The organism is Hydrogenophaga sp. L76 (assembly GCF_057654755.1).
Window position 1 is genome coordinate 1,462,567 of sequence record NZ_CM172807.1, and the last position, 20,800, is coordinate 1,483,366.

Sequence of the window (20,800 nt, forward strand, 5' to 3'; positions counted from 1 at the left end):
CATGTCGCGCCTGGGACCGCCGGGACACGATGTGGGTGGCACGGAACGTGCTGGTACCAAAGCACGGGTTTTGGCGTGGGACGGAGGCGATACCGTGATACCTTTTACGCATAGTTTTCCCACGTAAACCCCGATGCCATGGCTCCTGCAGCGGTAATACAGTCCTTCTGCGGGCCAGGTATGCCTCCTTGTGGTGCACATTGCCCGAGTCATCAACATTTAGACCAGAACGGAGTTACCGATGAAATTGAATGCCCTGAAATTGACCGTGGTGGGAATGGGCGCAGCGGCTGCCCTGATGAGCCTGCCCGCTCACGCTGGCAAGACGGTGGACGCCATCAAGGCGCGCGGCCAGCTGGTCTGCGGTGTCAACGTCGGCCTGGCGGGCTTCTCCGCCGCCGACAGCAACGGCAACTGGACGGGTCTGGACGTGGACTACTGCAAGGCCGTGGCCGCCGCCCTGCTGGGTGATCCCGCCAAAGTCAAGTGGGTGCCGCTGACGGCCCAGCAACGTTTCACCGCGCTGCAGTCCGGTGAGGTGGACATCCTCTCACGCAACACCACCAACACCCTCTCGCGCGATGCCTCGCTGGGCCTGCACTTCGTCGGCGTGAACTACTACGACGGCCAGGGCTTCCTGGTCAACAAAGGCAAGATCACCAGCGCCAAGCAGCTCAAGGGCGCCACGGTCTGCGTGCAGTCCGGCACCACGACCGAGAAGAACCTGACCGACTTCTCGCGCGCCAACAAGCTCAACCTCAAGGCCGTGGTGTTCGAGAAGCTGGAAGCCTCCACCGGCGCCTACTTCGCCGGCCGCTGCCAGGCCTACACCACCGACGCCTCGGGCCTGGCCTCGATCCGGGCCAAAGAAGCCAAGGTGCCGGCCGACCACGTGATCCTGCCCGACCTGATCTCCAAAGAGCCGCTGGGCCCGATGATCCGCCGCGGCGATGACGACTTCTTCGCTGTCACCAAATGGGTGCTCAACGGCCTGATCGAAGCCGAGGAGTACGGCATCACCCAGGCCAATGTGGACGAGATGAAGAAGAGCACCGATCCGCAAGTGGGCCGCATGCTGGGTTCCACCGAAGACCTCGGCAAGCACCTCGGTCTGGACAAGGAATGGCTGGCCCGCTCGATCAAGGCCGTGGGCAACTACGGTGAGAGCTTCGAGCGCAACGTCGGCCCCAAGACCGCCATCAACCTGCCGCGCGGCAAGAACAACCTCTGGAGCGCAGGCGGCTTCATGTACGCAGCCCCGCTGCGCTGATCCAGCTCCCCCGGCACTTGGCCCTCGAAGGCACAAGTGTTCTATGAACTCCGTTTCGTAGGGCACTTGTGCCATTTTTTTAGCCCTTTCCTTCCTGGGAAACGACTCCATGTCCAATCAGTCCATGATTGAAGCGCGGCCGCTACCCGCCAAAAAAAGACGCTCGATTTCGTGGAACAGCCGCGAAGGCCGCAGCGTCATCTACCAGGTGGTGGCCATCGCCTCGGTGGCCACCCTCATCTGGCTGCTCGTGCGCAACACGCTGCGCAACATGCGCGAGCGCGGCATCCAGAGCGGTTACGACTTCATGGGCCAGCCCTTCGGTTTCGACGTCAGCGAAACCATGATCCCGTACGACGTGATGAGCACGTACTGGACGGCCTTCTCCATCGGCATGCTCAACACGCTCAAGGTCGCCCTGATCGGCATCGTGCTGGCCACGATCCTCGGCACGCTGATCGGCGTGGGGCGTTTTTCGCCCAACCTGCTGCTGCGCAAGATCTGCTACGGCTATGTCGAGTTCTTCCGCAACGTGCCGATCTACCTGCAGTTGCTGATCTGGTACATCGTCTTCACCGAAATCCTGCCCAGCTTCGAAGAAGCCTGGCAAGTCGGCCACTTCTACCTGAGCAAGGGCGGTTTCTCCTTCCCCTGGCCGATCTGGAAACTGGGGCAGACGCTCGCGCTCATCGGACTGCTGCTGGGCGCGGTGGGCTCCTGGCTGTATGCCCGCAAGGCCAGCAAACACTTTGACCTGACGGGTCAGCAGAAACCGGTGGTGCTGGTGTCGCTGGCACTGATCGTCGGCCTGGCGGTGCTGGGCTGGCTGGCGGGTGGTGCACCCACCGGCTGGAGCCTGCCGGAGAAGGGCAATTTCCAGATCGAGGAAGGCGCCGCATTCAGCCCCGAGTTCCTCGCCCTGCTGCTGGGTCTGGTGCTCTACACCGCGTCGTTCATCGCCGAGATCGTGCGCTCGGGCATCGCGTCGGTCTCGCTGGGGCAGCACGAAGCCGCCGCCTCGCTGGGCCTGGGCAAGCGCCAGGCCATGCGCCTGGTCGTTCTGCCGCAGGCGCTGCGCGTGATCATCCCGCCGCTGACCAGCCAGTACCTGAACCTGACCAAGAACTCCTCGCTCGCGGTGGCCATCGGCTACCCCGATCTGGTCTCCATCGCCAACACCACGCTGAACCAGACCGGCCGCGCCATCGAAGCCCTCTCGATCGTGATGCTGGTCTACCTCACGCTGTCCCTCATCACCTCGGCGCTGATGAACTGGTTCAACGCCAGCGCAGCCATCCAGGAGCGCTGACCATGCAACAGATTTACCAACCCGTCGACGCACGCCCGATGCCGGGCCTGAGCACGGGCGTCGTCGCCTGGCTCAAGATCAACCTGTTTTCCAGTCTGAGCAACAGCATCAAGACCCTGGTGGTCCTGGGCATTGGCTTGTGGGCGCTGTACGGCGCCATGGGCTGGACCGTGACCAACGCCGTCTTCGGCGCCAACCTCGAAGCCTGCAACAGCGTGCGCGGCATCGGCGCCTGCTGGGGCGTGGTGACCGAAAAAGGCCGCCTGATCGTCATGGGCCGCTACCCCGACACCGAACACTGGCGCCCGGTGATCGCCACCGCGCTGATGCTCGCCGTGGTCGGCATCAGCTGCATGCCCCGTTTCTGGAACAAGGCCTTGCCCCTGATCTGGGCGGCGATGCTGGTGGTCTATTTCATCCTCATGAAAGGTGGCGTGCTCGGCCTGACCCCCGTGGACACGGACCAATGGGGTGGTCTGCCGCTCACCGTGATGCTGACCGTGGTGTCGATGACGATGGCCTTCCCGCTCTCGATCTTCGTGGCGCTGGGGCGGCGCTCCAACATGCCGGCCATCAAGACGCTGTGCACGCTCTACGTGGAGCTGATCCGCGGCGTGCCGCTGATCACGGTGCTGTTCATGGCCTCGTTCATGCTGCCCCTGTTCATGCCCGATGGCGTGAGCATCGACGTGCTGATCCGCGTCGTGGTGGGCATCACGCTGTTCTCGGCCGCCTACATGGCCGAGGTGGTGCGCGGTGGCCTGCAGGCCCTGCCCAAGGGCCAGACCGAGGCCGCGGCCACGCTGGGCCTGAGCTACTGGCAGACGCAGCGCAAGATCGTGCTGCCGCAGGCGCTGTCCATGGTGGTGCCTTCGCTCATGAACACCTTCATCGGCATGTTCAAGGACACCTCGCTGGTCACCATCGTCTCGCTCTACGAGCTCACCGGCGCGCTGGCCCTGGCGCTCAACGCCGACGCCGACTGGCGCCCCTTCAAGCTCGAAGCCTATTTCTTCATCACGCTGATCTATTTCGTGTTCTGTTTTGCCATGTCGCGCTACTCACTCTGGGTCGAAAAACGCACCGCCGTCAGCAAAGTCCGCTGAACACAGAACATCCCAAAATCAGAAAGCCTCTCATGAGCCAATCAGAAGCACCCATCATCCAGTTCGACAACGTCAACAAGTGGTACGCCAGCAATGGCTACCACGTGCTGCGCGACGTCAACCTCAGTTTCGCCAAGGGCGAAAAAGTCGTGATCTGCGGCCCCTCGGGCTCCGGCAAATCGACGCTGATCCGCTGCATCAACGCGCTGGAGGAATACCAGGAAGGCAAGCTCACGGTGGACGGCACCCTGATCGGTGACGACCTCAAAGGCATCGACAAGGTGCGCCGCGAAGTCGGCATGGTGTTCCAGCAGTTCAACCTGTTCCCGCACCTCACCGTGCTGGAGAACCTGATCCTTTCGCCCACCTGGGTGGCCAAGCTGCCGCGCAACGTGGCGATCGAAAAGGCCATGGTGCAGCTGGAGCGCGTGCGCATCGCCGAACACGCCAACAAATACCCTCTGCAGCTCTCCGGCGGCCAGCAGCAGCGCGTGGCCATTGCGCGCGCGCTGTGCCTCACGCCCAAGATCATGCTGTTCGACGAGCCCACTTCGGCGCTCGACCCGGAAATGATCAAGGAAGTGCTGGACGTGATGATCGGCCTGGCCGACCAGGGCATGACCATGTTGTGCGTGACGCACGAGATGGGTTTTGCCAAGGCCGTGGCCGACCGCGTGATCTTCATGGACCAGGGCCAGGTGGTGGAGCAGAACACCCCGGAAGAGTTCTTCAACAACCCGCAGACCGACCGCAGCAAGGACTTTTTGTCCAAGATCCTGGGGCATTGACGCGCGCGGCCCCGGAACCTTGGACTATGAACGGCGGGGCAGTGCGCCCCGTCGGTTATTGCTTCGTCGCGAAGCGGCTCATGTTGAGCGTGGTCGGATAGCCCTCGGCGTTCTTCGGGCTGTTGATCGGCGGGGTGTACAGGCGATTGCCATCCACCCAGGCCATGCTCTTGTAGCGCCCCTTGACCAATGGATCAACCAGGTCCTCCGTGGTCAGTTTGTCGACCGTGCGCCCGGCGCTGTCGAGCATGGTGCCGTCGATGATGGAATAGCCCCTGCCCTGCGATTCCACAACATAAGAACCCGTGCAATTGTTCGTTGTGTAGTCTCTGGACTCGGCCGAGTAGTCCACCGTGTTCGCACCGGTCTTGGTGAAGGTGACCGTCTGGCCCGTCGACATGGCTTTGCCGCTGAGCGTCAGGTCCTGGCAACCACGCACCCACGACCCGACGTATTTGTCGGCCGGGTCCGTGCCCTTCGCGGCGGCGTCATTGTCGCTGTCTCCGCCGCCGCAGGCGCTTAAAAGGACCGTCAGGGCCAGCAAGGAAAAACAGGTCGTGCGTTGTGTCTTGGTCATGTGATTCAGGTATTTGATGTTCATGCGCTTCTCATCCGATGGATCGGTTCACATCCAGACTCGAAAACTCCGGGCTGGACCGATACTCCTTGAGCACACGGAGCAGCATCTGTTCAAACAGGCGTTCAAAAGCGGTTTGAAGCGGCATGGTTTCGATTCCTTCCGGGGTCGCTGCCCGACCAATTGCTGAATGCAGGGCATGTTTCACGGCCGTTCGCGTGAAAGTTTTCCCACCCACTTTGATCGTCACCTGCATTTCGTAGGCATCGGTGACCAAGGACCCTGCCAGACCAAAGGTCAAGCCTGTTCCCAAGCCCTTGCCAACAGCGCCACCAATATCGGCGATGTTGTTGAGAACCACGTGAATCGTGCCATCTGCGCCATCGCTGCCCGGAATGGCAAGACCCGATGCACGCAAGATCCGCTCGGTACTGTCAGAGATAGATTGGTCCACCTTTTCCAGATGCTTTCCATTTCGCTGAAATTCCGCCGTTACCTTGAGCTTCTTTGGCTGCAATGGCTTTTGCAGTTCTTCATAGGAGATTTTTGGGAACGAGGGGTCCAGAAAAGATTTTGTGGACATGCAGGCCGTCAGGGCAACGGCCATCATCACCAGAAAAGTGGTCTTAAAATAACGCATGATAGAGGCGTTCATGATTTAATATTAGATATTGTTGATTTGATATTGGATTTCGTCTCTGAGCCTTGCCAAAACGCAACACAAGGCCGAACAATCAAAAACGAACACAGATTAATTAAACACCAAAACCATTCAATGAAGTATTTAGTTAACTACAGGCGCCACGCTTCAGGTTTTGATACGCTGTTCTATATCCAGTAAAATGAGTAATTACCTCGAGAACCGTCTATTTTTTTACTAGTCACCCCTTCCTTTCTTACATTGATTTGCAATGTGCTTTCAGCTTCTTTCCCTTTTGCAAACACCCAGGAATAGCTTACCCAACCACTTCCTTCGAATTTTCGACCATTAAACTCCTCACCAATCATATCTCTTACGGCCTCATGACCCATGCCATACTTGATTTTTTGGTAAACCCCGTATGGATCTACGCTATGGGACTCATCGTTACTGTCACCACCTCCACAGGCAGACAAACCAAACAGCAAAATGGTTAAAATCAAAATGGTTTTTGCGAAACTATCAGACGGCTTTTTTAAGAAGTATTTCATTACATTGATTTCAATTTGATAATACCTACTACCCTCAACATTCACTGCAGAACAGGGACAACTACTGATGGCGGTCAGCGTTTGCGAAACACGTACTCCAAAACCACGTTGCTTGGAAAGCCATCTGCAGCCATTTGGTCGGGGTCTCCAACCGGATAGAACTGGCCATCCTTGATCATCGAAATATTGTTGCGAGGCGCGCTCCCGGATTTCGCAACCTGAAACATGTCGGCTGTGCCTTGGGGAACAGACTTCGAGCCAACGTAGGTGAGTATGGATGTCGATTCTCCCGATGGAATGGCTGTTCCGCTGCAATCTACGCTGGAATAGCGGGGGCCTTGAAATGCGGCAGACAAGCGCGTGTCATCCAGCTGGGTAATGGTAAATATCTGATGTTCGGAAATCGGACCGTCACTACCGCCCCCAGGACTGATCACGGTGCATTTGTCGATCCAAGTGCCGACATATTTACCCAACACGGATTCGTCTTCGGAGCCAGAGCTTCCACCTCCACAGCCGATCAGCAGAACCAGACTTGCGACGCAGACAGAGGTCAATCTCAAGTAAAATGTTTTCATCTTTAAGTATTAATGGGTGAAATTCAAACAAAACGGTTCAAACGATCAGATGCAGCGCAACACGACTTCATTGAAGCCGAATTTCGCATTCCCAGAGGTGGTCTTGCTACCGCTTTGAACCAGCGCGTCATGGGTCCATCCGGTGCCGGTCAAGACATGCAGGGTATTGCTGCCTGAGCAGGCGACGGTTTGGGTGTTCTTGCCAAACTCCGTGAGACAACCGTCTTGGGTGACCGAAACGTCATTGCCATCTCGGGCACAGGTCTTGGAGATGGTGCCGGCGGCAGAATCGCCGCTGTCACTGCCGCCACCGCACGCAGTGAGGGCGGCGCTCAGGGTCAGTGCGGCCGCGCTCAGCAAAAAAATGTTTGCGGGTTTGATATTCATGGGGATTCCTCCTTGAGTTGAATATTTTCTAGATGATTGTTCTTGGGAAGACAAGCTTGTTCAGGCGTATCCATCGCGCTGGGGCATTAAACCAATTTCAGCCCCCGACTGAGAAGATGCTGAAAAATGACAAATGGCTTAATCTTTAACCGCTGTTAGCTCAGGCATCGATCCTTCCGCACCTTGAAACGTATATATGGCTGATTTTCCAACACCCCAAGCCCATTGGAGGAACGAAATGCGTTCATTGGCCTGCCCAGTAACCGTCGAAAAAAGGAGGCGTTCATTCCCTTCGGACCACACCACGCTTCTTTTTGACCACTGATCTGGTGCTCGGCCAATGATGTTCTCCGCGTCACCCAAGGTCATTCCGACCCGCAGAAGCTGAAGCGAGCGATACAGGTGGCTATCAGAGGTGGGGGCGTCTTTGTCGCTGCCACCGCCGCAGGCGCTCAGGGCGGCGACACTCACACTCAGCATGGCGGCGCCAAACCAACGGCGTGTCACGAAATTAGATTTGAGATTCATGGTTTTCTTTATAGGGTTGATAATTTTTTTCGGTGAATTTTTTGCTTGCTGACAGGTATAGCACCTCAGACTTAAACCCGACCTGGTCTTCTCCAGAAGACAGGTGATACTGTGCACAGCAACATGTCAAAAAAATTGAATCAAGATGCCAGTCGGCAGTTCGTCTAAATTTCAGGGAATGCGATCATCCTGTCGGCGTGATTAACCAGATAAAAGAATCAAATACATTTGACGGCGTGGTCTTCTTCAGGTTTCGCATCTTTGTAGCTTTTTTGGCAGTACGCCAGCCGAGTGGAACGCTGGGGAAGGGTGCGGACTTTCCCAGTGTGCTCGCCCAATCACTGAACCCTTCCATAGTCGCAATGCCTATCTCTTTCGAGAGGCCTATCACCTCTAACCATCTGGTCTGCAAAAGCTCTAACGAAAGATAAACAACATTAAAATCCGACAAAAAAGTTCATTCTCTTGACTTCCCTTCGTTCACACCCTAGCTTCGCTCAAACTTGCGCCGAAGCTGGCTGCGGCGTGAGTCATGAATGAGCCATCGGTCTGTTATCAACCGTTTGGGTCATCATCTTTCACCTGAGGTGGCTTGTCGTCTTGGTAGCTTTTTTTGGCTGCGCGCCAGCCTAGAGGGTCACTGGTGAAAGGGGCAGAAAGACCAAATTTCTTGGCCAGCCCCCCGTACGCTCCAACATAGCCAAGTGCTCCGCCCAGAAGCGCCAATGCCCAAAACCAAAATCCCGACCATTCTTCAAAAAAATATGCAGCCCCCCAAATAACTGTGACTCCTACAACCCCCAGGATGTCAGCACCTCGCCTTGTCAGGTGCCCCCTCTCAATAAGGAATTGAATCATCTTCATTGAAGGGCCTCCTTAATCTCATTGATAATTGGCGCAAAAAGAGGATACCTCTGGGTCAGCACGTCCGCAGGTACGCCTAGAAGCAATTGATCTCGAAACACCCGTTTGATATCCGGGTGCATCAGCTGCTCCACAGCATCAGCCCCCAATCCAATCGCCGTTGCACCCACCGCTACCGCTCCCGCAATCGGTTTGACCTGGGGCGAACCTGCCGCAGCAGCGGCAGTGGCACCGGCAGCAACCACCCCCGCCTGCCGACTTGCAGCCGCAGCAGTTGCAGCAATTGCGTCCCTGGCCTGTTGGCTCAGCGGCGCATTCTGCTGCACGCCGACTCCGGAGATACAACTGAAATCACCGTTTGCGCAGGCGGCAGTGGCCATTGGTGCTGGGGTGTTGGTGGTCGCGGGCTTGTTGAGCGAAAAATTGCTCGCGACGTAAGGAGAGACACCAGGAATGTAGCTGGCGGCTTCGGTGGTGTTGCTGATGATGAACTGCTGCAAGGCAGTGTTGGCTTGACCGGGGATCTCAACCGCCGTCTTGCCGTCCGTGGCCTGGGGCATGCCCGGGTCCTGATCATTGAGGGTTGCAATGGCCTCGGCATTCGTCGCGACAGCCGACTGGTTGGGCACTTCATTGAACGCCATGTTGCCCATCAGTCGCATCTGCTCCTCGATCTGCGCCGCCGTGTAGTGCCCGTTGCTGCGACTTGCCAGTTCTTGGGCCAAGGCGCGTTCGCTCGCATGCAAAGCCCGATTGTTCACCGCCGCGTTTTGCGCCGTGCCCATGGCGGTCTGCATGGTTGAGGCGTCACCGCCGATCAAGAGCGCACCGCCCGCACCGGTCAGCTTGGCCAGCTCCGTCATGGTGTTCGTCACCACGGCCAGTTGCTGCTGGAGTTCTGCGCTGGCGCCGGGTTTGTTGGCGTCGATCTTGAGTTGGTCGTAGCCGCTGGCATCGGCATACAGCCCCGCCACGATCTCCCCGATCACCGCACCCGTGGCCCCGGGTGCACAGCCACTGCTGTTGCCGGCCGTGGCCGTGCCCATCGCGCAGCCCAGCAGCGCGTGCGCCAGCGCCTTGCTGGTGGCATCAAGCTTGGCGTCACCAATCTCGTCCGCCCCCTGGGCCGCCACGGTGTTGATCAGCGCGCCTTTGAGGTTGTTCTTGAGCGCGTCCTCCAGATTCGTGCCCATCACGGCGCTCTCGAGCACCGCGCTGGTGATGCCCTGGATCGCGTTCTTGGCGAACAACTGACCCACCGTGCTGTTGGCGTCCACACCGCTGAGCCCCACCTGGCTGAGGATGCCGTTGCTCAGCCCGGCCGTGGCCATGGTCAGCAGCAATCCCTTGGCGTTGTCTTCGCTGCCCAGCTCCCCCAAGGTGGCGCCCAGATCACCCTTGTTGTTGATCAGGCTAACTGCTGCGGTGCTGGCCAGCGAGGTGAGGCCGGCGGTAAAGGCAGAGGCCAGCATGGTGGTGCCCACGCCGGAGGCCGCAGCGCCCGCACCAACGGTCGCGACGCCCGTTGACGCCGCTGCACCGGTGCCGCTGACCGTGCTGGCCGCTGCCGTCCCCCAAGTGCTGGCATAGCCATAGGTCAGGATCGAGACGACGATGATCACCACGATGGTGGCTTCCTGCGTCAGGCCGGACTTGCTGAAGTCCAGGCTCTTGTTCAGCTCCTCCACCCGCTGCCAGTCGATGTCGCTGCGGTTGCCCAATTCCTTGAGGTAGCCCTTGCCCGGCTCCTTGGACAGCATTTCGATGGCCGTGCGCACGCCAGATCCGGCCGGCAACTGAACACTCACCCCACCCGCCCCCTGGTAGGCGCTCATGTTGGCAGGCAGGCCGTGGATCTCGGGCATGTGCAGCGTCTGCTCAATGCTGCCCTTGCTTTTCGTGCTCTGCCAGCGGATGGTGCTGGTGAAGGTGCTGTCTTCCACGTGGCGTGTGTCCACGGCCGCCACGGCCGTGACGGTTCCACCGGCGGTGAGCGGGTTCACTTGCCCGCCCCGGATCACCGAGCCTTCGATGAGCACGTCACCACCGGCGTTGCGGTTGATCGCCCCTGCCCCAGCGTTGATGTCGGTGACGATGGCCGTGCGGGTGCTGTCGATGTGGGTTTCGGTGCGGTCCTTCTCGGTCTTGCCGCCCTGCTCGCCCAGGGTCGCTACCGCCAGGGTGTTGTTGGTGGCGTCGTCCAGGTACACGCCCAATCCGGTGCGCTTGGTCGTCTCGATGTGGACGTTTTCTTTCACGTCGTAGGCGGCGCGCTCCTGGTAGCTGCCGCCGGCGCTGGCGCTGTAGCCCTGGCTGTTGATCTGCGCGCCCACCAGGGCGATGTTGCCTCCGGCCTGCAGGTTCACCGCGCCCCCGCTGCTCCAGTTGTTGCCGCTGTTCTTGAGATCGATGTCGCGGCTGTTGATGCGCTGGCTGATCTTGAGCAGGTCGCCGGCGCTTTTGTACTTGTTGTAGAACTCGAAGGTGTTGACGTGGCCCCTGAGCGCGGTGGTCAGCTGCATGTCTTTTCCCGCCCTGAGGCTGGTGCTGCCGCCCACGTTCGCGTTCACGCCCTGCGCCACGAGGTTCTTGCCCGCGCTGGCGCTGAGGCTGCCGCCGACCTGGATGTCCACACCGGTCTGGTTGTAGGTGCTGTTCTCAAAGGACCAGACTGGGCCTTTGCCCACCGGGTTGCCGTTCTCATCGCGCGGGGACTGGGCGCGCACCTGGCGGCCGGTGTCGTAGGCCAGCAGTTGCAGGTCGCCGCCGGCGCTGAGCCGGGCGTTGCCCCCGGCTTTGATGCCGCCGCCGACGAAGACCATGTCGCCCCCGGCCTTCATGTTGAGGTTCTGGCGCGCGGCGATGTCGCCCAGGATGCTGGTGATGCCGCCGCGGGCGCGCAGGTCGACGTTGTTGCCCTGCATCTGGCCGAGCACGTTGGTGATGCTGCCGGCGTTGATGGCGAGGTTTTCTCGTGCGGCCAGCGTGCCGCTGTTGAACAGGCCGCCCGAGAGGTTGATGGTCGCGCCCTTGGCCGAGATCAGGCCGGGTTGCAGGGTGCCGGTTTTGCGGTCGACCAGGGCGTAGAGCTGGGGCACGAGCACGCGCTGGCTGCGGCCATTGGGCAGTTGCACGGTGCGCTCGACCAGCCAGACGATGTCGCTGGTCAGGAGGGCCATCTGCGCGCCGGTGAGCGCGATGCCGGGCTTGAGCTGGTAGGTCTTCGCAAAGGCCACGCCCGCTTCGAGCAGCGCGCGGTACTGCGCTTCGTCGTTGGTGAAGGTGCCGAGGTAGCGCCGCCCGGTGAGCTGGGCGACCTGCTCGCGCACGAGCTTCTGTTCGTAGAAGCCGTCGCCCAGGCGCTGGGTCTGGGTGGCGGGGTCGTGGCCCAGCTGGGTGAGCATGTAGTCGCTGCCCAGCCAGCGGCGCTGCAGGGTGAACTCGGGGTCGGTCTCGACCAGGTAGCCCGCCGGCGCACCGATGCGAACCTGGAACAGGGCGTTGGACGGCAGGCCGATGGGTGGGGCGTTGACGGACGATGCTGCTGTGGCGCCGGAGCCCGTGACGTGGCCACCGCTGCCCAGGCCCGCAGGCAGGGTGCGCACGACCACGCCCGGGCCGGGCCGCCCGAGCTGGTTGTTGGGGGTGCCGCTCAGGCCAGTGGCCGTGGTGGCCGTGGGCGCGTTGGCGAGGCTGGCCACGGAGACGGCCTGTGCGGCCTGCGGGCGCGCGCTGCCGTGGTTGGGGTTGGTGTGGTAGTCCAGTTCGGCGGAGATGGCTTCGTACTCGGTCTGCTGGGTGGACAGGCGTTCGCCTGCGTCGCTGAAGAAACGGCGCCAGTGCCGCGACCAGTCGTACCAACCCCGCTCCGTGTAAGAGATCTGGGATGTGCCGTTGTCTTCGGTGACCGTGCGCGAGCGGTAGCCGTCGATGTTTTGCAGGCTGCCGCCCGTGAGCAGGAAGTTGCCGCCGATGAGGATGCTGCTCTTGTCGTTGACGGTGCTGCCGGCGTTGACCGTCATGTTGCCGCCCACGCTGATGCGCGCGGGGTCGCGGCCGGAGCTGCCGCTTTCGGTGATGGTGCGGTCGTATTCGTCGATGCGCCACAGGTTGCCCCCGACATGGGGGCTGCCGTCGTCGAAGAGGTAGTGGGCCATGTACTGCTCGTCGTACTCCAGGCGCCAGTCCATCTCGCCCGTGGCCTCGCTCAGGGGCTGCATGTACTGAGCGTGATCCTCGTCGAGCAGCAGGTATTCCTTGATGTGTTCGGTGGTGCTCCTCTCGTAGCTCCTTCCGTGCGCATCGACGTTCTGCACGCTGGCGGCGTTGACCGTGAGGTTGCCGAAGACCTCGACTTCTGCGCTGCTGTTGATGAAGGCGCCGGCGCTGCCGGTGGCCCGGGCGTTGGCGTCCAGGCTGCCGCCCACGCGGGTGTCGCCCAGGCTCAACAGCAGGGCGCCTTCGCTGTTGTTGAACGTGCCCACGCCCAGATCGAGGTCGCCACGGCTGGCGATGACGGGGTTGGTTCCCGCGCCGCCCTGGTTGTTCAACTGGTTGGCTGCGATCGAGAACTGGTCGCCGTAGATGCGGCCACCGCTGGAGTTGGTGGCGGTGCCGGCCTGGATGAGGGTGAAACTGCCGTTGACCAGGCCCTGGTTGCTGAGGCTGCCGGCCTGCAGGTCGATCAGGCCGGCGCGCACGGCGCCAGTCGCCTGGTTGTGGATGCTGCCGGCGGCCAGGTGCAGTTCGTTCGCGGCCTCAAGCGTGCCGGCGTTGCTGGCGCTGGCCGCGGTCGCGCTCAGGCTGTCGGCGGCCTGCACGAAGCCGCCCGCACGGTTGACCAGCGCACCCGACAGCGCGATGCGCAGCGCACCGCTGCCATCGCTGCCGTCGCCCGCGTTGGCGATGACGCCGCTGTTGTCCAGGCTGCGGGCGTCGATTTCGGTGGCGCCGTTGGCGGCGATGACGCCGCCCGCGCCGTTGGTGACGGCCAGGGTTTTGGCGGCCGGGTTGGCCTCGGCTTGTGGGTCGGTGATGGAGAGCGTGCCCGTGCTCGACAACAGGCCGCCCGCGTTGTCCAGCGTGCCGCTGGCGCTGACGGCCAGCTGGTTCTGCGCGAGCAGTGCGCCGTTGCGGTTGTCCAGGCTGTGCACGTTCAGGTCCACGCTCTGGGCCTGGATGCCCTGGCTGGCGCCCGCTGTCTGGCTGTTGTTCAGGGCGCCGCCGCGCAGGTTGAGCGCGCCACTGGCGGCGATGAGACCGCCCTGGCTGTTGTCGACGGCGCCAGCGCCGGCATCGATCTGAAGGGCTGCCGCGCTCTTGATGTCGCTGCCCTGGTTGATCAGCCCCTGACTGGTGATGCTCAGGCCGGTGGTCGCAGCGATGGTGGCGCGCACGCCGCTGGCGGAGCGGCTGTCGACGGTGTCGCTGCTGGTGAGGGTGAGCGTGCCGCCAGCGAGGATCTGGCCGCCCTGGTTGTTGACCGCGCCGCTGGCGGCGATGCTGGCATTGCCGCCGCCTTGCAGCACACCGCGCTGGTTGTCGATGGCGCCGCTGGCGATGTTCAGGTGGCGCGCGGCGAGGATGGCTCCGTCGGCGTTGCCCAGCGCACCACCTTGGGTGTCGATGCTGATGTCCTGCCCGCTGATCAGGCCCTGGGTGCTGTCGAGCGACTGGGCGCTGATGCCGATGTTCGCGCGCGACTGCACACTGCCTTCGCGCAGGCTGGCGACACCGGCGATATTGAGGGTGGCGCCGCCGTCGACGCCGACGAGGTCAGCCCTGTCCGCGCTGAGGCTGCCCGCGCGCAGGTCGAGCGCACCGTTGGCCAGGATGGTGGCTTCGGTGGCGGTCATGGCGCCCTGCACGTTCAGCTGGGCGTCGGTCTGCGCGCTGATCAGGCTGCGGCTGGCTTGCAACGCGGCGGCGTCGAGCTGCAGCGAGCCGCCGGTGATCAGCAATGCGTCGTCGGCCACCACGGTCTGCGGGCCCTGGCTTTGCAGCACGAGCGCGCCGGTGCCGCTGTGGGTCAGCGTGGTGTGGTCCAGCTGCAGTTCCTGGCTGGAGAGCGTGAGCGAGCCGGCGTTGATGGCCAGGGTGGCGCCGCTGGCGTCGATGCGCTGGCCCACCTGGATGCGCGCGTCCTGGTCGGCGGTGCCCACCTGCTGCAACTGACTGCCCTGGAGGTTCCATTCGCTGGCGGTGACGTCGATCTGGGTGGCACCCAGGGTGGCGTTGTCGGTGCGCAGCGCACCGGCTGCGTCCAGCCGCAGCTGCTGCACGGCCTGCAGCGAGCTGCCTTGCGCGAGCAGGTCACCCTGGCTGGCCTGCAGGTCCATGCGCTGTGTCAACAGGTCCTGGCCGTCCAGGTTGAGGCTGCCGGCCTGGGCCTGGATGCGCTGGCCGGCCAGCGTCAGGCCCTTGAGGTCGATGGCGCCCGCGCTGCCGCCGTGCAGGCTCAGGCTGCCTTGGCCCAGCGGCACGGCGCCAGCGGGGTCCATGCCGGCACTGAGCACCGAGCCGGTGGTGCTGTCAATGCGGCCATCGGCCGCCCGGGTTTCGAGCCGGATGTCGCCATGGGCCCCGATGCGGCCTTCGTTGAGCATGGCCTGGCCGGTCTGGGCCTGCAGGTCGCCGCCCGCGTAGATCTGGGCATCGCTGTGGTTGTGGATGCGCTGGCCGCTTTCCAGCCGCATGCTGCCGTCGCCGACGATGAGGCCGTGGTTGTGAATGGACTCGGTGGCGCTCAGCGTGGTCTGCGCGCCGCTGAGGATGTAACCCCGGTTCTCGATGGCCTGCGGGGTCTGGATGCTCACGCCCTGGTCACCCATGAGGCTGCCGGAGTTCGTGACGGTGGTGCCGGCCTGAACGGCGAGTGCGCCGTCGGCCACCACGCTGCCGCTGTTGACCACATCGGCGCCTGTGCTCAGTGTGATGTCTTTCTGGCTCTGGATGCTGCCGGTGTTGGCCATGCCTTGCGGAGCCGCCAGTTGAACCGAGCCTTGCACCGCAATCTCGCCCGCGTTGTCGAAACGCCCCGCCGAGCTCAGGCTCAGCTGCTGGCCGGCGTTCAGGCTGCCGGCGTTGGACAGTTGGGTGCCCTGCAGGCTGAGGTGGGTGCCCGCGCTCATACTGCCGGTGTTGTCCAGCCGTCCGCCGGCGACAAGGGTCGCTTCGGTCCCCGCGCCGATCTGTCCGCTGTTGACCAGGTCGGCAGCGGTTTGCAGGGTCAGCGCCCCGCCGCTGCGGAGCTGGCCGCTGTTGGTGACCGAGCCCGTGCTTTGCACGTTCAGCGCAGCAGCCGCGCTCAGGCTGCCGCTGTTGTCGAAACGGCCGCTGCTGTTCAGGCTGGCGCTGCCTTGCGAAGCGAGGCTGCCCTGGTTGATGAGGTCGCCGTTGGCGGAGAGGCTCAGTCCGCCACTGCCGGCCTGCACGCCGCCTGCGTTGCGCACGCCCACACCCGCTTCGGTAGCCAGCAGCGTGATCTTGCCGGCGTACATGCCGCCGAGTTGCGAGACGTCCAGCGCGAAGCTGGGCGCCGGGCCGCTGCCGGCGGTGGGCGCAGCGCCCGGGCCGTCGGCCTCGATCTGGTTGGCGCCGGTGACGATGTTGAGCTGGTTGGCGCGCACCGGGCCGTTGACGGCGACGGCGCGCGCCAGGATGCCGGTGTAGTCGGTCAGGCTGGCATCAAAGCCCTGGCTGCCGATGGTGATCGTGCCGCCCCGCACGGTGTAGCCGCTGACCCCCGCGTCATGGAGGTTGACTTCGCCGGTGGTGAGCGTGGCGCGGCTGGCGTTGATGAAGCCGCTGCCGTTGACGTTCAGGCCGGCGGGGTTGGCGACGATGATCTCCGAACGCTGGCCGGCGATCTCGATGAAGCCGTTGATGTGGCTGGGGTTCTGGCTGTTGACTTCCAGCAGGATCACGCGCGCCTCGCCGGTGGACAGCCAGGGGTTGCCCTGGACCCAGCCACCGATCTGTGTGGGTGTGTGGGTGCGGCTGTTGTTGACCACGGCGCCGCGGCTGTCCACGTCCATCTGCGAGAGCCGGTTGCGCGAGACACCGGCGGCGCTGGGCGTGGTGATGTTGACCTGGGGCAAGCCGTTGCCGGTGCTCAACACGGTGGGGCGCTGCGCGCCGGGGGCGGTGTTGTCGGCGCGGATCTGCGCCACCGCCTGCAGGGGTTGCAGCAGGCTCTGGGTGAGCATGGCCGACAAGGCCAGGGTGTTGACCAGGCGCACGGTGCCCGAGGCGCCGCCCACCGGTGCGCGGCTGCGCTCGCCGCGTGCGCCGCCACCCTTGCCCTGCCCTTTGGCCGCTTCGGCCACCACCATCAGGCAACCCCGGATCTTGCTGAATACCCAACGTCCACCATGTTTGTTCATTTGCTCACTCCCTCCATCGATATCGTTGTTGGCCGGTCCTTGCCGGTGGCTGGCGCCGGCGGGTCAGAAGCCGCGGTGCAGCATGAAACCCCAGGTGCTGGACGAAGCCTTGAGTTCGGCCGGCTTGCTGATGGGCTTGCCCCAGAAGCAGTCGTACTGGAATCCGCCCAGCAGGCCTCTGACGCCCAGGACGGCACCGACCAGGGTGGTGCCCGGCAGATTGACCGCGGAGGGGCCGGAAACCCGTCCCATGTCCCAGCCCAGGTAGGGCGACTGCCCGAGCGCCCAGCTTGGTGACCAGTTCAGTTCGTTGCGCCAGACCACACCGCTTTCGGCCACCAGCGAGGCCTCGTTGTCGAAGCCGCGAACGGTGTAGCGCCCGCCGATGCTGAAGCGATCCTGCGGCGTCAACCGGGTGTGGTGTTTTTGCAGGCGCACGGTGGCGCTGTAGCGCCAGGCGTCGCCTTGTGCCTTCCACGGCACCTGCGCATTCAGGCTGGCGGTCGTCAGGCTGTAGCGGCTGGTGCCCTCGTCAAAGGCCTCTTCCGGGGCCGGCAGGCTGCCCAGCCCGCTGAGGCCTTGTTTGAACGTGAAATCGCCCGCGAGGATGGCAGGACCCCAGTACATCCGGTGCGACAGTCCCCAGACCAGCGACGCAACGGCCCGCCGCTGCACGAGCACCTCGGTATCGTCGATGAAGTTGTTCGATGTCCGGCGTTGCAGGCTGGCATGGGCGGTCGTCACATGCCGGTTGTTGCGCCAGAGCACGCGGTCGACGTTGAGTTCGATGTGGTCGCTCTCGCCCGAGTAGCGGTAGTTGTCGAAAGCGCCCACCACCGTCTGGTGGTAGTGATGGCGGCTGAAGTTGAGGCTGTAGAGCCAGTAACCCCAGGGCACCGAGTAGTGCGCCGCCAGGGCCTGGCTGCCCTTGGGCGAGGGGCCTTCGCCGCCCCCCAAACCCCGGGTGAAGCTGACGTAGGCCAGGTCGCTCAGGCCCAGGAGGTTGTCGGCCGATGCGGTGGTGGTGCCCTGGAACTGGCCGGTGCTGTCGCTGCCGGCATCGTCGAGCGACACACCCAGGCGCCAGCGCCGGTCCTGCGTCCAGTTCAGTTGCAGGTCGCTCAGACCCGCCTCCTGGCCCGGTGCGATCTGCAGATCCGCCTGGACCGTGGGCACCCGTTGCAGGTTCTCCAGGGCCTGCTCCACATCGCGCAGGTTGAGCAGGTCGCCTGGATCCGCGGGCAGCGCCGTGGCTGCATGGATGTGCTCGCGTGCAGACGCAGGCACCACGACCTGGGCGAGGCGCCCGCCGATGGGGTGAAAGCTGAGCACCCCACTGGCGATGTTCTGGTTCTCCACGACCACCCGCGTGGTGACGTAGCCCCGGGCCATGATGGCGTTTTGCAGGCGCTTCTGGACCAGGTTGATGCCTTGCACGCCGAGGCAACGGCCCTGGGGTGGGTCGTCTCCCTGTGGTCCGGCCAACTCACTCAGCGCCCAGGTGAACCCGGCGGCATCGGGGCCAACCAGGCGCAGATCCTTGATGTCGAAGCAGGGCGACTCGCCTTCCGGCAATCGCTCACCCTCTTCGGCTCGCAGGTCCTTCGGGGCCAGCCGGTCGGTGGGCATGGCCAGCGCGCGCCGGGCGGCCTCGTTGTCTTGCTGACGCCGCAACTCCACACTCGGATCCGGCAAGGCCTGCTGGGCAAAGGCACTGGGCGTGGCCGCCAGCAAGGCGCAGATCAAACAGTCCTGCGCCCTGCGACGCAGACCTCCCTCGTATTCACTTTTCATTCTTTTGAACCACCCACAACAAAGCGCGCGAGTCTAAGGTAGTTCAATGGACCTCTATTTTTGACGCCTGCCGATTTTTTTCAACCGTGACAAATTGCACACCTCACCGCCAGCGGCTCGCGCCGCTCAGACGTGGCGCCGTGGCCCAGCCACCGCGGGCTCGGGCAGCGCCGCATCTGCCCGCTGGTGCAGGGCTTCGATGATGTGGCAGTGGTCGTCCGAGCCGTCGCAGCGCTTGCGCAGCGCAAGCAGGTCTTTCTCCAGCGCGCGCAGCTCGGTCAGGCGCTGGCGCACATGGCCCAGGTGTTCGTCCAGCGCCGCGCTGGCGGTGGCGCAGTCGGCCTTGTTGTTGAGGTCGAGCCCGAGCAGGGTGCGCACCTCGCCGAGCGACATGTCCATCGCCCGGCACTGGCGCACGAAACGCAGCCGGTGGATGTCCGATTCGCTGTAGAGGCGGTAATGATTGTCGCCCCGCGCCTGCGGCTGCAGCAGGCCCTCGCGCTCGTAGTAGCGGATGTTGGCCGCGCTCACGCCAGACCGCCGGGCGGCCTCGCCGATGCGGTGCTGTGGCGTCGTGGACAAAGGTGCTGCCGTCATGCTTGACCTTCAAGTGGCTTCAAGGTTTCCAATCATGACACGCCGCCTCTCCCTCCCACACCGAAAGCCCCTTTCATGGCCTGCACCTCCTGCCATTCCAGTTGCTCCACCGACGCCACCAGCTCTGCCCAGACCATCGACCCGCGCTGGCGCAAGGCGCTGTGGATCGCTCTGGCCGTCAACGCCAGCATGTTCTTCGTCGAACTCATTGCCGGGCTGCAGGCCAACTCGGTCTCGCTGCTGGCCGATGCGGTGGACTTCGCGGGCGACGCCGCCAACTACGCGCTCTCGCTGGCCGTGCTCAGCATGGCGCTGGTCTGGCGCAGCCGCGCCGCACTCGTCAAGGGCGTGACCATGTTCGCCTACGGCGTCTTCGTGCTGGCCCGCGCGGGCTGGATGCTGCACGCCGGCAGCGTGCCCGAGCCGCTCACCATGGGCGTGGTCGGCTTCATCGCGCTGCTGGCCAACGCCGGCGTGGCCGTGCTGCTGTACGCCTTTCGCACCGGCGACGCCAACATGCGCAGCGTCTGGCTGTGCTCGCGCAACGACGCGTTGTCCAACCTGGCGGTCATGCTCGCCGCGCTCGGTGTGTTCGGCACCGGCTCGGCCTGGCCCGACCTGTTCGTGGCCGGCGTGATGGCCGCGCTCGCCCTCACGGCGGGTGTCACGGTGGTGCGGCAGGCACGCGGCGAACTGGGTGGCCTGCAGGCGCACGGTCACGCCCACTGAGCGGCCGGCCACCGGGCGGGCCGGGGCCCGGCAGGGTTTTTGGCGGGAACTTCCCCCCGCCTGCCCGTATCATGACCCTCCATGCGCCATTTCCTCATCGCCCTCATGATCGCCCTGCTGCCTGTGCGCGGCTGGGTCGGCGAGGCCATGGCGTTTTCCATGCCGGGCGGCCCCGCCGCCACCGCGTCACACGCCGGTTGCCCGGACCATGCGGCGCCAGCCCTGGCGGCAGATAGCCAGGAGGCCTTGGTGCCGTTGGCCGGCGCCAGCACCACGGACGACGGCGCCCACCAGCACAGCCTGTGCGATGTCTGCAACGGCCCGGCGCTGGCGGCCTCGCTGCCCGGCCTGGGCACCCAGCCCGTCACCCACATCCATCACACCGCCCGCCTCGAGCGTTTTGCCAGCTCCGAGCCGCGGCAAGGCGTCAAGCCACCCATTTCCTGAAGACCCACGCCACAGGTGCGTCCGCCGCTGCCCTATCTGGGCGTGTTGGCTGGCGCAGTTCCGGGTTTTCAGGAGATCTTCATGCGCGTTTTCCGGCAGCCTCTGCCGCCCCGGCCAACCCCGGCCACCCGAACCCCTTTCGCGGCCCTGGCCTTGGCGCTGGCGGTGGCAGGGCCCGCCCTGGCGCAGCCGTCCCGTCCGTCCGCCCTCGTCGCGGCCGACCCCCAGACACCTTCGGCACCCGTTGCCGC

16 protein-coding genes are annotated in these 20,800 nt (G+C 63.6%); 6 read left to right on the forward strand and 10 right to left on the reverse strand.

Annotation, left to right across the window (positions count from 1 at the left end):
* The first annotated feature begins 241 nt into the window (after positions 1-241).
* The 4 genes from AC23D4_RS06975 to AC23D4_RS06990 all read left to right on the forward strand — a co-directional run bounded on the left by AC23D4_RS06975 (position 242) and on the right by AC23D4_RS06990 (position 4,473).
* Complete coding sequence (locus AC23D4_RS06975) at positions 242-1,270, forward strand: amino acid ABC transporter substrate-binding protein (protein ID WP_472888070.1); 1,029 nt, start codon at positions 242-244, stop codon at positions 1,268-1,270.
* A gap of 109 nt (positions 1,271-1,379) precedes the next feature.
* Positions 1,380-2,579, forward strand: coding sequence for an amino acid ABC transporter permease (locus AC23D4_RS06980; RefSeq protein WP_472888069.1), 1,200 nt, complete (start codon positions 1,380-1,382; stop codon positions 2,577-2,579).
* A gap of 2 nt (positions 2,580-2,581) precedes the next feature.
* The gene (locus AC23D4_RS06985) at positions 2,582-3,685 is read left to right on the forward strand and encodes an amino acid ABC transporter permease (protein ID WP_472888068.1); all 1,104 of its coding nucleotides are present in this window, start codon (positions 2,582-2,584) and stop codon (positions 3,683-3,685) included.
* Between the two features lie 32 nt (positions 3,686-3,717).
* The gene (locus AC23D4_RS06990) at positions 3,718-4,473 is read left to right on the forward strand and encodes an amino acid ABC transporter ATP-binding protein (RefSeq protein WP_472888067.1); all 756 of its coding nucleotides are present in this window, start codon (positions 3,718-3,720) and stop codon (positions 4,471-4,473) included.
* 55 nt (positions 4,474-4,528) lie between these two features.
* On the opposite strand, the gene AC23D4_RS06995 is transcribed toward AC23D4_RS06990, so the two are convergent.
* The 10 genes from AC23D4_RS06995 to AC23D4_RS07040 form a co-directional block, all read right to left on the reverse strand.
* Positions 4,529-5,074, reverse strand: a complete 546-nt coding sequence (locus AC23D4_RS06995; protein ID WP_472888066.1) for a hypothetical protein — start codon at positions 5,072-5,074, stop codon at positions 4,529-4,531.
* A gap of 7 nt (positions 5,075-5,081) precedes the next feature.
* On the reverse strand, positions 5,082-5,705 hold the full coding sequence (locus AC23D4_RS07000; RefSeq protein WP_472888065.1) for a hypothetical protein: 624 nt from the start codon (positions 5,703-5,705) through the stop codon (positions 5,082-5,084).
* Between the two features lie 173 nt (positions 5,706-5,878).
* Positions 5,879-6,241, reverse strand: a complete 363-nt coding sequence (locus AC23D4_RS07005) for a hypothetical protein (RefSeq protein WP_472888064.1) — start codon at positions 6,239-6,241, stop codon at positions 5,879-5,881.
* Between the two features lie 74 nt (positions 6,242-6,315).
* The gene (locus tag AC23D4_RS07010) at positions 6,316-6,819 is read right to left on the reverse strand and encodes a hypothetical protein (protein ID WP_472888063.1); all 504 of its coding nucleotides are present in this window, start codon (positions 6,817-6,819) and stop codon (positions 6,316-6,318) included.
* A gap of 45 nt (positions 6,820-6,864) precedes the next feature.
* Positions 6,865-7,206, reverse strand: a complete 342-nt coding sequence (locus AC23D4_RS07015; protein ID WP_472888062.1) for a hypothetical protein — start codon at positions 7,204-7,206, stop codon at positions 6,865-6,867.
* Between the two features lie 138 nt (positions 7,207-7,344).
* Positions 7,345-7,734: a hypothetical protein gene (locus AC23D4_RS07020; RefSeq protein ID WP_472888061.1), complete on the reverse strand. Its 390-nt coding sequence runs from the start codon at positions 7,732-7,734 to the stop codon at positions 7,345-7,347.
* A gap of 555 nt (positions 7,735-8,289) precedes the next feature.
* On the reverse strand, positions 8,290-8,598 hold the full coding sequence (locus AC23D4_RS07025; RefSeq protein WP_472888060.1) for a hypothetical protein: 309 nt from the start codon (positions 8,596-8,598) through the stop codon (positions 8,290-8,292).
* Positions 8,595-16,982: a two-partner secretion domain-containing protein gene (locus AC23D4_RS07030; protein WP_472888059.1), complete on the reverse strand. Its 8,388-nt coding sequence runs from the start codon at positions 16,980-16,982 to the stop codon at positions 8,595-8,597. Before AC23D4_RS07030 ends, AC23D4_RS07025 begins: the two co-directional genes overlap by 4 nt.
* 63 nt (positions 16,983-17,045) lie before the next feature.
* Entirely contained in the window at positions 17,046-18,776 is a 1,731-nt protein-coding gene (locus AC23D4_RS07035) for a ShlB/FhaC/HecB family hemolysin secretion/activation protein (RefSeq protein WP_472888058.1), read from the reverse strand.
* A gap of 126 nt (positions 18,777-18,902) precedes the next feature.
* A complete protein-coding gene (locus AC23D4_RS07040; RefSeq protein ID WP_472888057.1) occupies positions 18,903-19,373 on the reverse strand; it encodes a Cd(II)/Pb(II)-responsive transcriptional regulator in 471 nt (156 codons plus the stop codon).
* A gap of 75 nt (positions 19,374-19,448) precedes the next feature.
* Here AC23D4_RS07040 and AC23D4_RS07045 point away from each other — a divergent pair, with 75 nt between their 5' ends.
* Both AC23D4_RS07045 and AC23D4_RS07050 read left to right on the forward strand, forming a co-directional pair.
* Positions 19,449-20,102 carry a cation efflux transmembrane domain-containing protein gene (locus AC23D4_RS07045; RefSeq protein WP_472888056.1) on the forward strand — a complete coding sequence of 218 codons (654 nt, stop codon included), beginning with the start codon at positions 19,449-19,451 and terminating at the stop codon, positions 20,100-20,102.
* 81 nt (positions 20,103-20,183) lie between these two features.
* A complete protein-coding gene (locus AC23D4_RS07050) occupies positions 20,184-20,549 on the forward strand; it encodes a hypothetical protein (RefSeq protein ID WP_472888055.1) in 366 nt (121 codons plus the stop codon).
* Positions 20,550-20,800 lie beyond the last annotated feature (251 nt).

What these genes read in the sequence shown, in the direction of transcription:
- AC23D4_RS06975 (WP_472888070.1), top strand. Translation starts at nt 242, where the DNA reads ATGAAATTGAATGCCCTGAAATTGACCGTGGTGGGAATGGGCGCAGCG.
- AC23D4_RS07050 (WP_472888055.1), top strand. Translation starts at nt 20,184, where the DNA reads ATGCGCCATTTCCTCATCGCCCTCATGATCGCCCTGCTGCCTGTGCGC.
- AC23D4_RS07010 (WP_472888063.1), bottom strand. Translation starts at nt 6,819, where the DNA reads ATGAAAACATTTTACTTGAGATTGACCTCTGTCTGCGTCGCAAGTCTG.
- AC23D4_RS07025 (WP_472888060.1), bottom strand. Translation starts at nt 8,598, where the DNA reads ATGAAGATGATTCAATTCCTTATTGAGAGGGGGCACCTGACAAGGCGA.
- AC23D4_RS07020 (WP_472888061.1), bottom strand. Translation starts at nt 7,734, where the DNA reads ATGAATCTCAAATCTAATTTCGTGACACGCCGTTGGTTTGGCGCCGCC.
- AC23D4_RS07040 (WP_472888057.1), bottom strand. Translation starts at nt 19,373, where the DNA reads ATGACGGCAGCACCTTTGTCCACGACGCCACAGCACCGCATCGGCGAG.
- AC23D4_RS06985 (WP_472888068.1), top strand. Translation starts at nt 2,582, where the DNA reads ATGCAACAGATTTACCAACCCGTCGACGCACGCCCGATGCCGGGCCTG.
- AC23D4_RS06980 (WP_472888069.1), top strand. Translation starts at nt 1,380, where the DNA reads ATGTCCAATCAGTCCATGATTGAAGCGCGGCCGCTACCCGCCAAAAAA.
- AC23D4_RS07015 (WP_472888062.1), bottom strand. Translation starts at nt 7,206, where the DNA reads ATGAATATCAAACCCGCAAACATTTTTTTGCTGAGCGCGGCCGCACTG.
- AC23D4_RS07035 (WP_472888058.1), bottom strand. Translation starts at nt 18,776, where the DNA reads ATGAAAAGTGAATACGAGGGAGGTCTGCGTCGCAGGGCGCAGGACTGT.
- AC23D4_RS06990 (WP_472888067.1), top strand. Translation starts at nt 3,718, where the DNA reads ATGAGCCAATCAGAAGCACCCATCATCCAGTTCGACAACGTCAACAAG.
- AC23D4_RS06995 (WP_472888066.1), bottom strand. Translation starts at nt 5,074, where the DNA reads ATGAACATCAAATACCTGAATCACATGACCAAGACACAACGCACGACC.
- AC23D4_RS07005 (WP_472888064.1), bottom strand. Translation starts at nt 6,241, where the DNA reads ATGAAATACTTCTTAAAAAAGCCGTCTGATAGTTTCGCAAAAACCATT.
- AC23D4_RS07000 (WP_472888065.1), bottom strand. Translation starts at nt 5,705, where the DNA reads ATGAACGCCTCTATCATGCGTTATTTTAAGACCACTTTTCTGGTGATG.
- AC23D4_RS07030 (WP_472888059.1), bottom strand. Translation starts at nt 16,982, where the DNA reads ATGAACAAACATGGTGGACGTTGGGTATTCAGCAAGATCCGGGGTTGC.
- AC23D4_RS07045 (WP_472888056.1), top strand. Translation starts at nt 19,449, where the DNA reads ATGGCCTGCACCTCCTGCCATTCCAGTTGCTCCACCGACGCCACCAGC.